Origin of the sequence: Aliidiomarina quisquiliarum (assembly GCF_023922585.1) — a bacterium.
GTDB classification, from domain to species: Bacteria; Pseudomonadota; Gammaproteobacteria; order Enterobacterales; family Alteromonadaceae; genus Aliidiomarina; species Aliidiomarina quisquiliarum.
On record NZ_JAMFTN010000024.1, the window covers coordinates 74921 to 90905 of the forward strand.

The 15985-nt window shown below is 45.8% G+C and carries 14 protein-coding genes and 1 tRNA gene; 7 read left to right on the forward strand and 8 right to left on the reverse strand.

Features of this window, described 5'->3' with window-relative positions:
- Nucleotides 1-7 precede the first annotated feature (7 nt).
- Nucleotides 8-718: a tRNA (guanosine(46)-N7)-methyltransferase TrmB gene (trmB, locus tag M1L23_RS10615; RefSeq protein ID WP_252627343.1), complete on the reverse strand. Its 711-nt coding sequence runs from the start codon at nt 716-718 to the stop codon at nt 8-10.
- A 65-nt stretch (nt 719-783) separates the two neighbouring features.
- Between trmB and mutY the strand changes: the two genes are divergently transcribed.
- The 5 genes from mutY to M1L23_RS10640 all read left to right on the forward strand — a co-directional run bounded on the left by mutY (nt 784) and on the right by M1L23_RS10640 (nt 4888).
- A complete protein-coding gene (gene mutY / locus M1L23_RS10620) occupies nt 784-1812 on the forward strand; it encodes an A/G-specific adenine glycosylase (protein ID WP_252627344.1) in 1029 nt (342 codons plus the stop codon).
- Nucleotides 1813-1946: 134 nt separating this feature from the next.
- Nucleotides 1947-2219: an oxidative damage protection protein gene (locus tag M1L23_RS10625; RefSeq protein ID WP_252627345.1), complete on the forward strand. Its 273-nt coding sequence runs from the start codon at nt 1947-1949 to the stop codon at nt 2217-2219.
- 149 nt (nt 2220-2368) lie between these two features.
- Nucleotides 2369-3487 carry a glutamate 5-kinase gene (gene proB, locus M1L23_RS10630; RefSeq protein WP_252627346.1) on the forward strand — a complete coding sequence of 373 codons (1119 nt, stop codon included), beginning with the start codon at nt 2369-2371 and terminating at the stop codon, nt 3485-3487.
- Complete coding sequence (locus tag M1L23_RS10635; RefSeq protein WP_252627347.1) at nt 3484-4740, forward strand: glutamate-5-semialdehyde dehydrogenase; 1257 nt, start codon at nt 3484-3486, stop codon at nt 4738-4740. Before proB ends, M1L23_RS10635 begins: the two co-directional genes overlap by 4 nt.
- 72 nt (nt 4741-4812) lie before the next feature.
- A tRNA-Phe gene (locus M1L23_RS10640) sits at nt 4813-4888 on the forward strand.
- Nucleotides 4889-5028: 140 nt separating this feature from the next.
- Here M1L23_RS10640 and M1L23_RS10645 read toward each other — a convergent pair.
- The 5 genes from M1L23_RS10645 to M1L23_RS10660 form a co-directional block, all read right to left on the reverse strand.
- Nucleotides 5029-6501: a phospholipase D family protein gene (locus M1L23_RS10645; RefSeq protein ID WP_252627348.1), complete on the reverse strand. Its 1473-nt coding sequence runs from the start codon at nt 6499-6501 to the stop codon at nt 5029-5031.
- 110 nt (nt 6502-6611) lie between these two features.
- A complete protein-coding gene (locus M1L23_RS10650) occupies nt 6612-7202 on the reverse strand; it encodes a uracil-DNA glycosylase family protein (protein WP_252627349.1) in 591 nt (196 codons plus the stop codon).
- A 38-nt stretch (nt 7203-7240) separates the two neighbouring features.
- On the reverse strand, nt 7241-7372 hold the full coding sequence (locus tag M1L23_RS15095; protein WP_420840639.1) for a YtoQ family protein: 132 nt from the start codon (nt 7370-7372) through the stop codon (nt 7241-7243).
- Nucleotides 7369-8991: a methyl-accepting chemotaxis protein gene (locus M1L23_RS10655; RefSeq protein WP_252627350.1), complete on the reverse strand. Its 1623-nt coding sequence runs from the start codon at nt 8989-8991 to the stop codon at nt 7369-7371. Before M1L23_RS10655 ends, M1L23_RS15095 begins: the two co-directional genes overlap by 4 nt.
- 190 nt (nt 8992-9181) lie before the next feature.
- The gene (locus M1L23_RS10660) at nt 9182-10555 is read right to left on the reverse strand and encodes an NAD(P)-binding domain-containing protein (protein WP_252627351.1); all 1374 of its coding nucleotides are present in this window, start codon (nt 10553-10555) and stop codon (nt 9182-9184) included.
- A gap of 182 nt (nt 10556-10737) precedes the next feature.
- Here M1L23_RS10660 and M1L23_RS10665 point away from each other — a divergent pair, with 182 nt between their 5' ends.
- Nucleotides 10738-11187 carry an NUDIX hydrolase gene (locus tag M1L23_RS10665; protein ID WP_252627352.1) on the forward strand — a complete coding sequence of 150 codons (450 nt, stop codon included), beginning with the start codon at nt 10738-10740 and terminating at the stop codon, nt 11185-11187.
- Between the two features lie 61 nt (nt 11188-11248).
- Here M1L23_RS10665 and M1L23_RS14880 read toward each other — a convergent pair whose 3' ends face one another.
- Both M1L23_RS14880 and M1L23_RS10670 read right to left on the reverse strand, forming a co-directional pair.
- Complete coding sequence (locus tag M1L23_RS14880; protein ID WP_256473754.1) at nt 11249-11380, reverse strand: putative transporter small subunit; 132 nt, start codon at nt 11378-11380, stop codon at nt 11249-11251.
- On the reverse strand, nt 11380-13026 hold the full coding sequence (locus M1L23_RS10670) for a sodium:solute symporter family transporter (protein ID WP_252627353.1): 1647 nt from the start codon (nt 13024-13026) through the stop codon (nt 11380-11382). Before M1L23_RS10670 ends, M1L23_RS14880 begins: the two co-directional genes overlap by 1 nt.
- A 479-nt stretch (nt 13027-13505) precedes the next feature.
- Here M1L23_RS10670 and M1L23_RS10675 point away from each other — a divergent pair, with 479 nt between their 5' ends.
- Nucleotides 13506-15956, forward strand: a complete 2451-nt coding sequence (locus M1L23_RS10675) for a heavy metal translocating P-type ATPase (protein ID WP_252627354.1) — start codon at nt 13506-13508, stop codon at nt 15954-15956.
- Nucleotides 15957-15985 lie beyond the last annotated feature (29 nt).

Below are 15985 nucleotides of genomic sequence, written 5' to 3' on the forward strand. Positions count from 1 at the left end.
GAAGCAATTAACTTACTACTTTAAACTGTAAGTCCCATACGCCATGGCCTAACCGGTGCCCACGCTGTTCAAATTTAGTCAGTGGGCGCTCGTCGGGCCGTGGTATATAAGTATTATCTGCAGAAAGGTTTTCATAACCTGATGCGGCTAGCATTACTTCTAGCATGTGCTCGGCATAGTTTTCCCAGTCGGTGGCTAAATGTAACACTCCACCCGGTTGCATTTTTCGGCGCAATAACTGTACAAAGTCTGGCTGAATTAAGCGGCGTTTATGGTGCTTGGTTTTGTGCCAAGGATCAGGAAAGAATATTTGCACGCGATCTAAACACGCGTCACTAAGCCACTGCTCTAACACTTCAACTGCATCAAACTCTATCACCCGCAGGTTAGCAACACCTTGCTGCTCGGCTTCCATTAAGCAAGCACCAACCCCAGGCCGGTGTACTTCAACACCAATAAAGTTTCGCTCCGGTGCGGCTTTCGCCATAGCCACTAACGAATGGCCCATACCAAAACCAATTTCAAGAGTGACCGGCGCTTCACACTCAAATAACTCTGCCATTTCGATATGTTGGCCTTTGGCGGGTGCCGTGATACCCCAAACCGGCATTAACCGTTCAAGTGCAGAAGCCTGCCCTTTGGTTAACCGACCTTCGCGTTTTACAAAACTACGTATACGGCGCATGTATACTGAACCTGACTGTTCTTGCTCGGACATGACTTTCGAACCTGTTACACTGTGGGCTGCCAATTATCCAAGCCTTGAGACAAAACACAAGCAACATGCAAAGAAAAGATTTCGTAGCCACCGTATTAAGCTGGCAAAAACAGCATGGCCGACACGATTTGCCATGGCAACAGCCGGCTAGCCCTTATCGCGTTTTAGTTAGCGAAATTATGCTGCAACAAACTCAAGTGGTTACTGTTATTCCATATTTTAAACGTTGGCTAGCTAGCTTCCCTACCCTGCAGTCGCTTGCACAAGCCAGTGAAGATGAAGTGATGGCCCATTGGCAAGGCTTAGGTTATTACTCGCGGGCGCGAAATCTGCATAAAGCAGCTAAGTATTTAGGCGAAGAATATAATTACGAATTCCCTAACGACTTAAAAGCACTTGAGACTATTCCTGGCGTTGGCCCTTATACTGCGGGTGCAATTCGTTCCTTTGCCTTTAATGAATACGGGCCTATTGTTGATGGTAACGTGAAGCGCTTCTTCTGCCGCTTATTTGGTATTGAAGGGCAACCCAACTCTAGCCAAGTAACCAAGCAGCTGTGGCAAAAAGCAGCTGAGCTTACTCCTACAGAAAACAATCGCAGTTTTGCCCAAGGGCTGCTCGACATTGGGGCTACCTTATGTACCCCAAAGCAACCAAAATGCGGCGAGTGCCCTTTTAGTAATTACTGTGTCGCTTTTGCCACCGACCGACAGGCCGAGCTACCTACGCCCAAAGTTAAAAAGAAAGTTCCCGAGCGGGATGCACACTTTATTTGGCGCTATGAAAATAACGCCATACAACTTGAAAAGCGTATTGAAAGTGGCATTTGGGCAGCCCTATGGTGTTTTCCGGAAGTGAGCGAGCCTCCACCACATGCTATATTAGCAGGTGAGTTCAAACACATCTTTAGCCATTTTAAAATGCATGGTCATATATGGCAGCTGCAACCTGCTGTGGCAGAAGTTAGCCAGCACGAACCAAAAGTAACTGGCCAGCAGCGTTGGGTTAGCCAACACCAGCTTAGTGAATTTGGTTTGCCAGCACCCATAAAGAAAATATTGCCGAAATTATGGCCTGACACAGGGTATAACTAACACTTATACTCTACATTCACAGATAAAAGACCCGCATTTAAATGCATATATATTCAACAAAGACATTAATTTCAAAGTGACATTCGTAAAATATGCAATTTCCATTGCATAACATTCATGAAGAGGTTATTAAAATGAGTCGCACTGTATATTGTGAATTTTTAAAAAAAGATGCCCCAGGTTTAGCTTTTCAACTTTACCCTGGTGATTTAGGTAAACGTATTTTCGACAATATCAGCCAAGAAGCCTGGTCTGCATGGCAGCAAAAACAAACCATGCTAATTAATGAAAAACATTTAAACATGATGGACCCAGACGCTCGGGCCTTTCTTGAAAAAGAAATGGTGGGTTTTTTGTTTGAAGGCAAGCATGTGGAAATCGAAGGTTATACACCACCTGAAAAGTAATGGTTCGGTTGTTACACTTTGTTTAGTGCAACTGCATAACCATGCATTTAATCGAATTCATGCCTTACTACTTTACTGAAGCTTCATAGTTACGCGTAGCCCGCTGTGCTAACATAGCGGGTTCTTTTGTAACCAATAGGGAGTTTTTCATGAAGATACCCACCTGGCGAAGGGCTGTCATTAAAGTTGGCAGTGCTTTGATAGCGCCAGATGGTAAAGGCTGTAGTTCGAAGTATTTACTCGCAATTGCACGCTTTATTAATGAGTGCCGCGAACGAGGACAAGAAATTGTTCTGGTCTCATCAGGTTCGGTAGCAGCCGGACGCCATCATTTTAAGTTTGACGAAAATAAACCCATTCCAGTAGTCCTCAAAAAGGCCATGGCTGCCGTAGGGCAAACCCACGTTATGGAAAGCTGGTCGCGCTTTTTCGACTTTCCATGCGCGCAAGTGCTAATGACCCACGACGATTTACGCGATCGTGAGCGCTATATAAGTATTCGTAATAGCGTAAACACGCTCATTGAGCAAGGTATTATGCCTATTGCTAATGAAAACGACGCGCTTGCCACCGACGACCTAAAAGTAGGCGATAACGATAACTTGGCCGCTATGGTTGCCACTGTGGTTGACGCCGATGTGCTATTTATTTGCTCCGATATCGACGGCTTGTACGACAAAGACCCAAATAAACATAGTGACGCCACTCTTATTCCTGAAGTAGACGTGATCGATAAAAGTATTTACGCCTTAGCGGGTGGCTCAGCAAGTGCTGTAGGCACCGGCGGTATGCGTACTAAAGTGGAAGCGGCGGAAAAAGCGACCACCCACGGTATCGACACCTATATTTTAAATGGCCGTAAAGGCACCATGTTCGAAATTCTGTTGCGCAATGAAAATCCTGGCACCCTATTCCGAGCCCGAGAAAATCCGCTCAGCAACAAAAAGCACTGGTTACGCCACACGCTGGTTGCTCAAGGTGAAGTACTAGTCGATTCGCGCACAGTAGAAGCTTTGCGCCATGACCACGAATCGTTGCTTACATCCGGCATTGTTGATGTGCAAGGCAACTTTGACCGTGGCGACGCCGTGCTGATACGCAATGCAGGAAACACCGAAACAGTCGCTAAAGGTATCTGCCGTTACAGTTCTCATGAACTGCTGCATTTAAAAGGTCAGACCGACAGTAAAATCGCTGAAATGTATGGCTACAGCCCAATCAGCGAAGTCATTCATCGCGACGATTTAATGCTATGGGGAAAAATATGAATAACCAAGAACTAGCTACCGACATTGCCAAACGTGCAGCCAAAGCTGCACGTGCTATTGCCACACTTTCTACCGCAGAAAAAAATGCGGCGCTACAAAAAATGGCCGATGCCATTCGTAGTAATACGGCCACTATTCTTGCCGCCAACGAAATAGACTTAGCGGCTGGAAAAGAGCAAGGCCTCGACGACGCCATGATGGACCGTTTAGCTTTAAACACAGATCGTATTGAAGATATGGCTACTGCCATAGAAGAAATTATTGCTTTACCTGATCCGGTAGGCCAAAGCTACCTACTAGAAGAGCGCCCGAACGGCATGCGTATTGATAAAACGCGCATACCACTTGGCGTTATTTGCATGATTTACGAAGCGCGCCCGAATGTAACCGCCGACGCCGGCGCCTTATGCTTTAAGTCGGGTAACGCGGCAATTTTACGTTGTGGTAAAGAAGCCATTGGCACCAGTAAAGTAATTGCCCAAGCCATGCATAAAGCACTAGAAGCTGCAGGCATTAACAAAGACGTGCTTACTGTGGTACCCACCCCAGACCGTGATTTAATGGGTGAACTACTACTGCAAAAAGATTACATCGATTTAGTTATACCGCGTGGTGGTGAAGGCTTAATTCATTACGTGAGTGACAACAGTAAAATTCCTGTCATTCAGCACTACAAAGGGGTTTGCCACTTGTATGTCGACCAAGACGCAGACCTCGATAAGGCGCTCACCCTGCTGCTAAACGGCAAAACCCAGCGTACAGGTGTGTGCAACGCCCTAGAAGGCTTGTTAGTGCACGCAAGCGTCGCTGATAGCTTCTTACCTATGGTTGCTACTGCTATGGCCGAGAAACAGGTTAAAATACACGCCTGTGCTAAATCTCTTAACTTCTTTAACGGTGCTGAAAGCATTGCCGACGAAGACTTCGGCCAAGAATATTTAGCGCTCGAACTAGCCGTACGGGTAGTAAACGACTACAACCACGCGGTTGAGCACTTACATCAGTTCTCTAGCGGCCATACCGACGTGATTTGTACCGAAAATGAAACCACCGCCCGTCGGTTTATTCTCGATATCGATTCTGCCGTTACCATGTGGAATACGTCGTCACGTTTTTCTGATGGCGGTCAATTAGGCTTAGGTGCCGAAATAGGCATTTCCACCTCGAAACTGCATGCTTATGGCCCAATGGGCTTAGAATCTTTGACCACCGAGAAGTTTGTCGTAACTGGAAATGGTCAAATTCGAGAATAGTTGTTGCAGAGGCTTGACAGCAGGCGTAAAAAACCGTTTAATACGCCGCGTTGTTAGGTAAACATCAGCAACGCCCAGATAGCTCAGTCGGTAGAGCAGAGGATTGAAAATCCTCGTGTCCCTGGTTCGATTCCGGGTCTGGGCACCATATTTATGAGAAACCCGCCTTCTGGCGGGTTTTTTGTTTCTGTCCTTCGGCTCCAGATTATTCGCCACATCCATGTGGCTCACCCTACGGGCCACCGCTAAAGCGAGTTTGTCCGAGCCTGGGCACCAAATACTAAAAAACTACAACAACCACTCCACCGGCAGCCAGCCAATCACCGTTAAACCGATATTGCGCCAAAAGGAACTGCCTGGCTCTGTAGTTATGGGTGGGTTGCTTGGGGCTTCAGGCTCTAGCCATACTAACTTGCCATCGCGCAGCTCTACTTTCCATGCGGTACCACTTAGGCCGGCATCGAAGGTGTCGTGTACGCCTTGTGCCAATGCGGGGCTGTCGATAAGCAAGCCCATTTCCGTATTCAAACGTGCTGAGCGTGGGTCAAAGTTAAAAGAGCCAACAAATATTTTCTCGCCGTCGATAGCGAAGGCTTTGGCATGTAAGCTGGCCCCTGACGAGCCAAATGGCCCAAGCTTGCTGCTCACCAGATCAGGCGACACTTGCCTGCGCAGTTCATATAATTCTACCCCACCTTGCAGTAATTTTTTTCTCCGTTTCGCATAACCAGCGTGCACAGGTAGCACGTCGGTTGCTTCAAGCGCATTGGTTAACATACGAACTTGAATGCCACGCTGTTCTATGGTTGTGAAGGCTTCAACACCTTCGGCACCGGGAACAAAGTAAGCTGAAATACCATCGAAGGTGTGTTGTATTTCTCCTACGGCTTCTAGTAAGTGGCCTGTTAGCAGATCTTTCCGAGCAACAGCTCCCTGCCCTTTTGCGGGACTGTCGCTCACCAAGGTCGCATCGGTCCATTCTAGTTGAAGCGTACCTGCGATTAATTCACTGATCAGCTCTGAATTAGCCAACAACTCACGGTATTCACGCATTTGTTCAGTATTTTGGTATTTTTCTAAACCACTTATTATCGGGTTGGTTTTTTGCTCTCGCTGGCGAATTATTTGTTCTGCTGGATATGCCGACGGGCTGTTCCAATATAAATCAAAATCAGCCGTTACCTCTGGCACTACTTCACCTGCAACTAACACGTCTAAGTCGACAAACAAGGCTGTTTTACCCGTTCCAAAATATTCGTCGCCTACGTTACGCCCACCTAAAATGCTGGCATGGCCGTCTACGGTAAAGCTTTTATTATGCATACGGCGGTTTAAGCGAAAGAAGTCGTAGGTAAACGCTAGGGGTTTAAAACGGCGTATAACAAAAGGGTTCCATAACCGCACTTGCACATTCGGATGGCTTTGTAACGAGGCAATTTCTGGGTCGAGGCCACCGGTACCATGATCGTCGAGCAATAAACGCACTTTTACGCCACGGTTTGCTGCCCGCTGTAGGCGTTCAAGTAACAAGTGCCCGGTTAAGTCTGAGCGCCAAATATAATATTGGCTGTCAATCGAGGTGGTGGCCACATCGGCCAGCAGCATACGCGCGGCAAAAGCATCGGCCCCATGCATAAGCGGCACAACCCCCGTTAAACCTGGATGTTCAGCCTTCATGGCGGTTGCTGCATCAGCTAAACGACCTTCTGTGGCAGGCGCTAACGCAACTGAATGTTCACCTGTATTCGTTGCTAATCCCAAACTGCAGCCGCTCACTAAAAGGATAAAAAAAACAGATAAAATACGAATCACGACCAGGTTATCTCTTTCCACATGTATATTGGCCAGAAGTGTAGCACCCTCGCCATACCTTATTCAGTGCTTTCTGCTAATAAGCTGGCAACTCGCTCTCGTAATTTAGGCAGGGCTTCGGCGACAAACCAAGGGTTTTTCTTTAGCCAAATATTATTACGCGGGCTAGGGTGCGGTAATGGCATGATTAAAGGCCAATGGGCTCGCCAGTTCGCCACTACTTCCGTTACTTTTTTGCTTTCATTGGGTAGGTGGTACGCCATAGCATATTTGCCGATAACAAGAGTAAGTTGAATGTTTTCCAGCGACTCTAATAAAGCAGCGCGCCATTTAGGAGCACATTCTGGCCGTGGAGGTAAGTCGCCAGATTTGCCTTTACCTGGGTAGCAAAACCCCATGGGTAAGATGGCAATTTTTTTCTCATCATAAAAGGTCTCTTTTGAAACCCCTAACCATTCCCGTAACCGATCACCACTGGCGTCGTTAAAAGGAATTCCTGTTTCATGTACTTTTAACCCTGGGGCTTGGCCGGCTATAAGAATACGCGACTGCTCATGGAGCTGAATGATAGGCCGTGGGCCTAGCGGCAAAAAGTCTTTACAAATGGTACATTGCCGCACGTCGCGAGCAAGCGTATTCACACCAGCCATTAGATTACCCCTTATTGAAGAGTTAACTTTCTAAATGTTTATCCCCTACATATTTGAGAGTTTTTACCACGTGCGTCGTCGAAGGCAGCATTCCAATGTTTGTGTGTATCGCCAAAACGAACAATCGCAATATCACTTTGCTCATCATCCTTATGACTCGTAACTATTATTCTAGCTTAAAATAAGCCACTTGCTGACGTAGTTGCTCACCAAGCTTAGCCAGTTCGGCTGTTGCGATAGTCGTTTGCTCTGCCCCTGCACTTACCTGCTCACTGGCGTCACTAATACCTGTAACGTTGCGGTTTATTTCATCGGCGACCACGGACTGCTCTTCTGCCGCATTCGCAATACTTGTGTTCATGTCATTAATTTCAGTGACCGCTTTGGTAATAAGCTCTAATACTTGCTGCGCTTCTTCTGCTAAAGCCACCGTGGTTTGTGCTTGGTCACGACTTTGAGTCATAACCCCTGTTACCGATTGGGTGGCCGTATGCAACTCAGTAATCATAGTCGAAACTTGTTGGGTGGCTTGCTGGGTTCGATGCGCTAAGTTTCGAACTTCATCCGCTACCACCGAAAAGCCACGCCCTTGTTCCCCTGCTCTAGCCGCTTCAATCGCCGCATTTAAGGCCAGTAAGTTGGTTTGTTCCGCAATACCATCAATAACCTCAAGAATACCGCTAATCCGGTCACTACTATCGTTCACTTGGTCCATCGATGTAACAGCCACTTGCACGCGTTCTGCCAAGTTTGAAATTGCTTGCTTGGTGTCTACCACAATACGGTTACCTCGACGTGCTTCCTCGTCGGCTTCACGTGCCGCAGAAGATGCTAACAGCGCATTTTGCGCCACATTTTGTACCGTTGCTGTCATCTCATTCATGGCTGTAGCTACCTGCTCAGTTTCATCGCGTTGCGTTTGAATGGCGTGTTCTGACTGCGAGGTAATATTAGCCACTTGTTCGGCTGCCGCCGCGAGCTGTAAGGTAGAGTCTCGCACCTCAATAATGATGCTCTGCACTCTTTCGATAAACATATTGATAGCCACCGACATATCCGTGACTTCATCATGGTTGCTTACGTCTAAGCGCCAAGTTAAGTCAGCATCGTCAACAGCAAGATCGTGTAAATGCTCACGAGTGGTTTGAATGCGAACTAGAATAGATCGAGTAATATAGAAGTTAATGAAAACAGCAGCCAGAATAGCCAAAACACCAATAATAAGACCCATTGCATAGGTATTAGTGGTTACATTTTGAGCCTTTTCTTTTGCCACTTCAGCAAGTTCTCGCTCGCGTTGTAGCATACTGTCAATCGCTAAGCGTATGTCTCGCCAGGCCGGGTTTTCTATATCGGCTAATAGTTTTGCAGCTTCTTCGCCTTTACCTTGTTCCGATAGTTCCAACACCCGGTGCCGCGCTTGCACAACCGTGCCCCATTGCTTCTCTATGGTGTTAATTTCTGTGCTGTTATTAATGCCAACACCCGTTTCACGGATGGTGACAAAGGCGTCATTAAATAACTCATTTGCCTTTGCAACAACCCCAGCGGTCATTTGCAAATTAGGATTAAATATTTTATTTCGTGCTGCAACCCCAGCTAAAAGGCCCTCGCCGTACATTGTGTTCAGTGCCCCCATGCGCACTTGGTTGACCTGCAAATACTGCTCAAAACTATTACTAATTGAGCGTACACCATTTAAGGTAAACCCAAGCGCCAACATAATCAGCAATACAGTTAAAATAATAGAGCTAATCATGCGAGATTTAATTGTTGCGAGAAACGCCATAGAGCCTCCAAGCAGCGTTCGAATATGGAACGTTCTGCATAAATAAAGAAATGTAGCCAAAACATGGGCTGCAGACTTTGTAACCTAATAACCACTTACATGAGTATGTAACGGCCAATCCTAATAAAATTTTACCACAAAAAAGCCCAGCGCTAAGCTGGGCTTTGTCATCATTGCTCTTTATCTTTTCTTAATCAACAGTTGCTTCAACAAAGTCTAACGACATAAAGCTTTCTAGTGAGTCGTCTTTAATTTCTAGCCAAGGCGCTGGTAACTCCGTTGCCATGGTATTAGTCATCGTCGACGCATAGGTTTTTTCTCTAAAGCCCATAATGTCTTCTTCTTTGTCACGTAACCACTGTTTAAACAGCTCACCCTGTGCTTTTACTGGGAAGTCTGGATAATCAATGGTTGCTAACAAGTCGAGTATGTAGTCGGCCTGAAAGTCGATATTTTGGTCATCTGAGCCGTCGAGAGCCTGATGGCGGTCTTGCCAAATTTTCATATCGGCCAAGCGCTCTTCAGCGTTAGGTATAGCTTTATCACCTAAAATAACATCACGAGCATACCACGCTTGTACGTCAAGTTTATTAAAGGTGTAATACTGATCATGCATACCTAAGTAAATCATTTTTGGGTTGTCGTGGAAGAAAATCCCTTTATATAAATGCTCAGGGTACATGCAATTATGCGTATCGAGGCGCAGCTCGTCTGGTAAAAACGGAAAGTGGAATAAATAACCAGTACACATCATTATTGCGTCGAAGGCTTTGCTGGTACCGTCTTTAAAATAAGCGACATTACCTTCGAAATGGGTAACTAATGGCCGCTCTTCCATGTTATCTGGCCAGTCATAACCAATCGGTTCACTGCGGTAGCTTATGGTAATCGACTTTGCGCCATATTTATAACACTGCGAAGCAATATCTTCAGCGGAATAACTAGAGCCGATCATTAGTACGTCTTTATTTTCAAACTCTAGTGCGTCGCGGAAATCATGGGCGTGTAAAACTCGGCCTGGGAAGTCTTCAACGCCTTTAAAGTAAGGCATGTTAGGGGTAGAAAAATGCCCCGTGGCAACCACCACATAGTCAAATATGTCGGTTTCTTGCTCACCAGTTTTATGATTCATTACCGTAACGGTGAATTTTTCAGTGGCGTCGTCGTACTCAACCCAACGCACTGGGCATTCAAAGCGAATGTACTTTTTAATGGCTTCTTCGTCGATACGACCAAGAATGTAGTCTTTTAAAACCGCACGGGGGGGATAAGAAGGAATAGCGCGGCCAAAATGTTCGTCAAACGTATAGTCAGCAAACTCTAAACACTCTTTGGGGCCATTAGACCATAAATAACGATACATACTGCCGTGTACTGGCTCACCATTCTTGTCGAGCCCTGTACGCCATGTGTAATTCCACATGCCGCCGATGTCGTTTTGCTTTTCATAACAAATAATTTCTGGAAGGTTTTTATTTCCAGCTAAACGAGCTGCTTCAAAGGCTCTTAGCTGTGCTAACCCACTAGGCCCTCCGCCTAATATGGCTATTTTTTTGTTTAACAAAACATTCTCCTCTGTGGCACAAAAACGCGTAAATTATACACTGTTTACACTTTATTATCAAAAGGTTGCAATAAGCACTTAAAACTCATGGCTATCGCTCACTACTTGGTTAACTATATAAACAAGGTAATACTGCAAAATATATAGCTATCATATTAAAACTATGGAGTAATAATGCCGCTATGAACAATATTCAATTAAACACTGCGGTGGTAGCCGGGGTGGTGTTAGCCAAGCTTAATGGCAACACTAAAATGCTGCTATTAAAGCGTCATAAAGACCAATTTTGGAGCCATGTAAGTGGCCGCATCGAAGCTAATGAAACTGCTTGGCAAGCCTTTAACCGAGAGTTAACAGAAGAAACCGGTTGTATTCCCAGCGCTCTTTATTCCGCCGATTATATTGAACAGTTTTACGACATTCCTACTAACAGCATTATCTTGGTGCCTGTCTTTGTGGCTTATCTGCCAGAGCCTAGCGAAGTCATGCTAAACAAAGAGCACAGCCAATACCGTTGGTGCTGCCTTAATGAGGCCAAGTCTTTAACCCCTTTTCCCAATCAACACGCAGCCTATAGTCACGTATGGGATAATTTTGTTGTTCGTTCACCTTCTAAACACCTAAAAATTTAATATGGCGAATAAAAAAAGGGCACATTAGCGCCCCTTTTCTCTTTAAGTTTTTTGCTTGTTGCTATACAAGCGACTTGCCACTTTTCTTAGCTGCTTTGATGTCAATTACTAAACTAACACACAAAGTTAGAAATACACCGGTAGCAATAACCGGCCAAATTAATACGTACACTGTAAGCCAGAAGGATGACATTATAAATTCTCCATTGACTGTGGTTGTTCTGAATGAAACTCGACAACCTTTTCATCGATTGTTTTAAATTCAAAGGGTGGTTGTTTGCTCAATAAGGTAAGTACTGTACATATCAATGCACTTGCGCCATAAGCTGTAAGCGAACTAAGCAGTACTATATAGTCGCGTAAGAAGCCAATGCTATAGAATGACAGAGCAATACCAAAAATACCGCCTATAACCAAACCGGCGCGCTGACCAAAGAAACCAAAGCTCATCAAGCCAATAACCACTGCAGCACCAATTGTTGCTAGTACTTCAAATGCTAAGGCAGTAAAGCCAACTATTTCAAACAACTGAAAGCGAGCGATAATAAACATTACGAAAGCTACAATAACTGACACTGTAAAGGCCTGGTTGGTTACCCTATTCCAATACAAACTAGCAATAACCGGGAACACAATAGCGCCCCATAGGGCCCCAACAAAAATTAACATCGACAATATGTCTAGTTTCAAGCTTGCAAAAACAACCCCCAATAATGTGGCCGTAACCATGGTTAAACGCCCTACCCATACCATAGTGGTTGGGTTCGGTCGGTTTTTACTAATTTGTTTACCATAAACGTCGGCCATAATAATCGACGACAAAGCCGATAAATCAGAGTCGGCCGTGGACGATAGTGAGCCAATGATCATGACAAATAAAAGCCCCACCATTACTGGTGACAAATAGGTAGCAGCCATTTGCGGAATTAAGTTGTTTAGGTCGCCGTCGATGGGTTCTACGCCAGCTAGCAGTGCCAACAACCCCAGCATACCTAAGCCAATAACAATAGAACCGTAGCCTATTGTAGCCGTTATAAAACTAGGTTTAATAAGATCTTCTCGTACCGCAAACAAACGCTGAGCAATAGTTTGGTTACCAATAGCATAGGCCAGTACCGCCACAAAGAATGGCGCCCCCTGTTCTAAAATTGCCGTAGGTGAATAAAAACTTGCCTGTTCAGGCGTTAGGTTTACCATGCCCACTTCAAATAGCTCTGGCCCACCTAACTTAAAGAAAATAACCGGAATAATAATTACCGCCGCAACCACCATGGCAATAAGCTGGCCGAAGTCGGTAAATACCGATGAGCGAAAGCCCGACCAGAAGGTATAAGACAACACCCCTACGCCTGCAATCATAACTCCTTGCACAAAGGTTAGTGGCGACAAAATACTGACCAAGGCCCCTGCAGCGGTAAAATTCACCATTAAACTAATAATACTTCCGACCACGTTCGAGCCAGCCAACATCATTTGGCTGGCACTGCCGTGGCGGGCGTGCATAATTTCTGCCAATGTATGGGCATCTGGAGCTAGCTTGCGGAAACGCCGCCCAAAGGGATAAATAAACAAAATCATTAAGGCGCCCCACAGTCCATAGTGAATTGCACCCGACAAGCCATATTTATAACCTGAGCTTGCCGCCGCATAAAACGACGCTGCCCAAATCCAAGTAGCTGTCATACTAGCTGCTGACATGCTGTAACCAACCGAGCCACTTGAAACCATGTAGCTGTCAGCGTTTTCTTGGCGTTGGCCTATTTGTAAGGTAAATAGAAAAGTTATGCCATAAAATCCGAGCAGGATTAATAGCGCACTTGTGGTTGAAAATTGAAACATGCTCACTCCTAAACTACCGCTTATGTTCCTTGATAGCGTTAACTGAAAGTTCACAGCTTAAGACTTTAGCTGAACGCTAAAAGCATGCGGTAAAATTGACAGTGTCTATTTATAGAAGCGGGTAAGGCTTTTATCATTACTTGTGTTTATAAATAGAAACTAAAAAACACTCATAATATGCAACAATTGTAAACATTTTTTATTGGCTGCAGCCTGTTAATAAAAGTGCAACTCAATGTTCAGTTAGCAATAGCACATGAGTACTGGTACGTTGCCGCACCAACCGAGGTAAAGGTATGGTGCTTGTTTGGTCAACGTTTCAAAGATAGACCACCATAACACTAATGTCTGTAATGTGGCAAAAAAGCGCCTTAAGTTAGCTTGATATATGGAACTGCTTGCTATATTCGCTTCGCCTTAGCTGCACACTGTATACTGTTAGTATTAGCTAGCAAATAATTTGTTCTTAGGAGTTACTTATGCCAGTACGTTCACGTACGTTTGAATTTCCTGTTACAGGTTTAACCTGCGCTGGCTGTGTGCGCCGAGCTACCCAGGCAATAGAAAAAGCCACAGGCGTTACCGAGGCGTCGGTAAACCTTGCCAACGCTCAAGCCCGTGTAGTCGGTACCGACATATTAGAGCTTAGCCAGATTGTGAATGAGCTTAAGCTAGCCGGATACCCAGCCAGTACCGAACATTTCGAATTTAACTTAATCGGTATGCATTGTGCTTCATGTGTAAGTAAAGTTGAACAAGCCTTAATGGCTGAACCAGGGGTTATTAGTGCCCGCGTTAATCTTGCCGCTGAAACCGCTAGTGTTGAGTCTTTAGCTGGCATGGTAAATGCTAAACAACTTATGGCGGCCAGCAAAAAGGTAGGCTATGAAGCCAATTTGAAAAGTGAAAACCGTACCGATGCCGAAGCTGACAAAGCAAGCGCACTGCATAGCTTGCAGCTTTCATTCTGGTTCGCGCTAGTGCTTACGCTGCCGGTATTTATACTTGAAATGGGCAGCCATTTTATTCCTGCTGTAAATACTTGGGTGGAGCAAACTTTAGGTCAAACATTAAATTGGAACTTGCAGTTTGTACTGACAACCTTGGTACTAGCGGTACCTGGTTGGCGTTTCTATAAAGTAGGTATTCCCGCTTTATTCCGCGGTTCGCCCGACATGAATAGCCTTGTGGCTATGGGTACTTTGGCCGCTTGGGCTTTTTCAACGGTTGCAACCTATGCACCCACTTTGCTACCGGAAGGCACTCGTCACGTTTATTTTGAAGCGGCTGCCGTTATTGTTACGTTAATTTTACTTGGCCGAGTGCTTGAAGCCCGCGCCAAAGGCCGTACCGGTGACGCCATTAAGCACTTACTTAGCTTGCAGGGCAATGTTGCTCGCGTTCGTATAAATGGTGTGTTACAAGAAATATCTATCGACGAGCTTGAAGTAGGCATGGAAGTGGAAGTACGCCCTGGTGAACGCATTGCTGTAGACGGAAAAGTAATTGCAGGTCAAAGTTATGTAGACGAGTCGATGCTTACCGGCGAACCCGACGCTGTTACAAAGCAAGCAGGCGACGAAGTGGTTGGTGGTACGGTAAATAAAAATGGCGCTTTAATTTATCAAGTTACTAAGGTTGGTGGCGACACAGTTTTAGCCCAAATTATTCGTTTGGTAGAACAAGCACAGGGCGCTCGGTTGCCTGTGCAGGCAATGGTAGACAAAGTAACCGCCGTGTTTGTTCCTGTTGTTATTGGTCTTGCGGTACTTACTTTTTTAGTTTGGCTGGTTTTTGGTGAATCACCCGCGCTAACTTTTGCATTAGTAAATACTGTTGCCGTACTTATTATTGCCTGCCCTTGCGCTATGGGTTTAGCCACCCCCGTGTCTATTATGGTGGGTACCGGCCGAGCCGCTGAAGGAGGGGTGTTATTCCGCAAGGGTGAGTCTTTACAAACTCTGCGCAACGCCAAAGTTATAGCTTTGGACAAAACCGGCACCTTAACCCGTGGTGAACCAGAACTAACCGACTTACATACCGCTAGCGGCTTTGACTACGATTCTTTGTTGGCAATTATTGCTGCTGTTGAGCAACAGTCGGAACACCCTATTGCCGACGCCTTAGTAAAAGCTGCGCAAGCTAAAAATCTTGCCCTACCCACGGTAGAAAAGTTTAAGTCGTTAACAGGTTTAGGTGTACAGGCAGAAGTTGATGGCGAACTTATTTTAATTGGTGCCGACCGTTTGTTCACCCAGCAAAACATAGACATTACACCCTTTTCCGAACAAGCAACCACCTTAGGAAACGAGGGCAAGTCGCCTTTGTACGTAGCTGTAGCGGGTAAGCTAGCGGCCATTGTGGCTGTTGCCGACGCCTTACGCGACACCACCAAAGCTGCAATTGCCGCCATGCATGCACAAGGCCTTACCGTAGCCATGATCACTGGCGACAATCAGCGCACCGCAGACGCTATTGCCAACCAACTCAACATTGATCATGTGGTAGCCGAGGTTATGCCTGAAGGTAAAGTAGCAGCGGTGCAAAGCCTACGTAAAACCTATGGCACAGTGGCCTTTGTGGGCGACGGTATTAACGACGCGCCAGCACTTGCCGAAGCCGACATAGGCATTGCTATTGGTTCGGGTACCGACGTAGCTATTGAGTCGGCCGACGTGGTGCTCATGCGCGCCGACCTACAAGGTGTGGTACACGCTAGAACCATCAGCCACGCAACTATTCGCAATATAAAGCAAAACTTATTTTGGGCTTTTGCCTACAACGCATGCCTTATACCGGTTGCTGCCGGGGTGTTGTACCCTACTTTTGGGGTTTTACTTTCGCCAATGCTGGCCGCGGGTGCCATGGCGCTTTCTAGCGTTTTTGTAATTACCAATGCTTTGCGCTTACGTAAAGTTCAATTGGGCTAAGCAACTTTAGCCACGCCCGTTAGGCCTAC

Bases quoted from the DNA above. Each gene is read 5' to 3' on its own strand.
- trmB (WP_252627343.1), bottom strand. From the start codon at position 718: ATGTCCGAGCAAGAACAGTCAGGTTCAGTATACATGCGCCGTATACGT.
- M1L23_RS10665 (WP_252627352.1), top strand. From the start codon at position 10,738: ATGAACAATATTCAATTAAACACTGCGGTGGTAGCCGGGGTGGTGTTA.
- proB (WP_252627346.1), top strand. From the start codon at position 2,369: ATGAAGATACCCACCTGGCGAAGGGCTGTCATTAAAGTTGGCAGTGCT.
- M1L23_RS10625 (WP_252627345.1), top strand. From the start codon at position 1,947: ATGAGTCGCACTGTATATTGTGAATTTTTAAAAAAAGATGCCCCAGGT.
- M1L23_RS10635 (WP_252627347.1), top strand. From the start codon at position 3,484: ATGAATAACCAAGAACTAGCTACCGACATTGCCAAACGTGCAGCCAAA.
- mutY (WP_252627344.1), top strand. From the start codon at position 784: ATGCAAAGAAAAGATTTCGTAGCCACCGTATTAAGCTGGCAAAAACAG.
- M1L23_RS10670 (WP_252627353.1), bottom strand. From the start codon at position 13,026: ATGTTTCAATTTTCAACCACAAGTGCGCTATTAATCCTGCTCGGATTT.
- M1L23_RS10675 (WP_252627354.1), top strand. From the start codon at position 13,506: ATGCCAGTACGTTCACGTACGTTTGAATTTCCTGTTACAGGTTTAACC.
- M1L23_RS10655 (WP_252627350.1), bottom strand. From the start codon at position 8,991: ATGGCGTTTCTCGCAACAATTAAATCTCGCATGATTAGCTCTATTATT.
- M1L23_RS14880 (WP_256473754.1), bottom strand. From the start codon at position 11,380: ATGTCATCCTTCTGGCTTACAGTGTACGTATTAATTTGGCCGGTTATT.
- M1L23_RS10650 (WP_252627349.1), bottom strand. From the start codon at position 7,202: ATGGCTGGTGTGAATACGCTTGCTCGCGACGTGCGGCAATGTACCATT.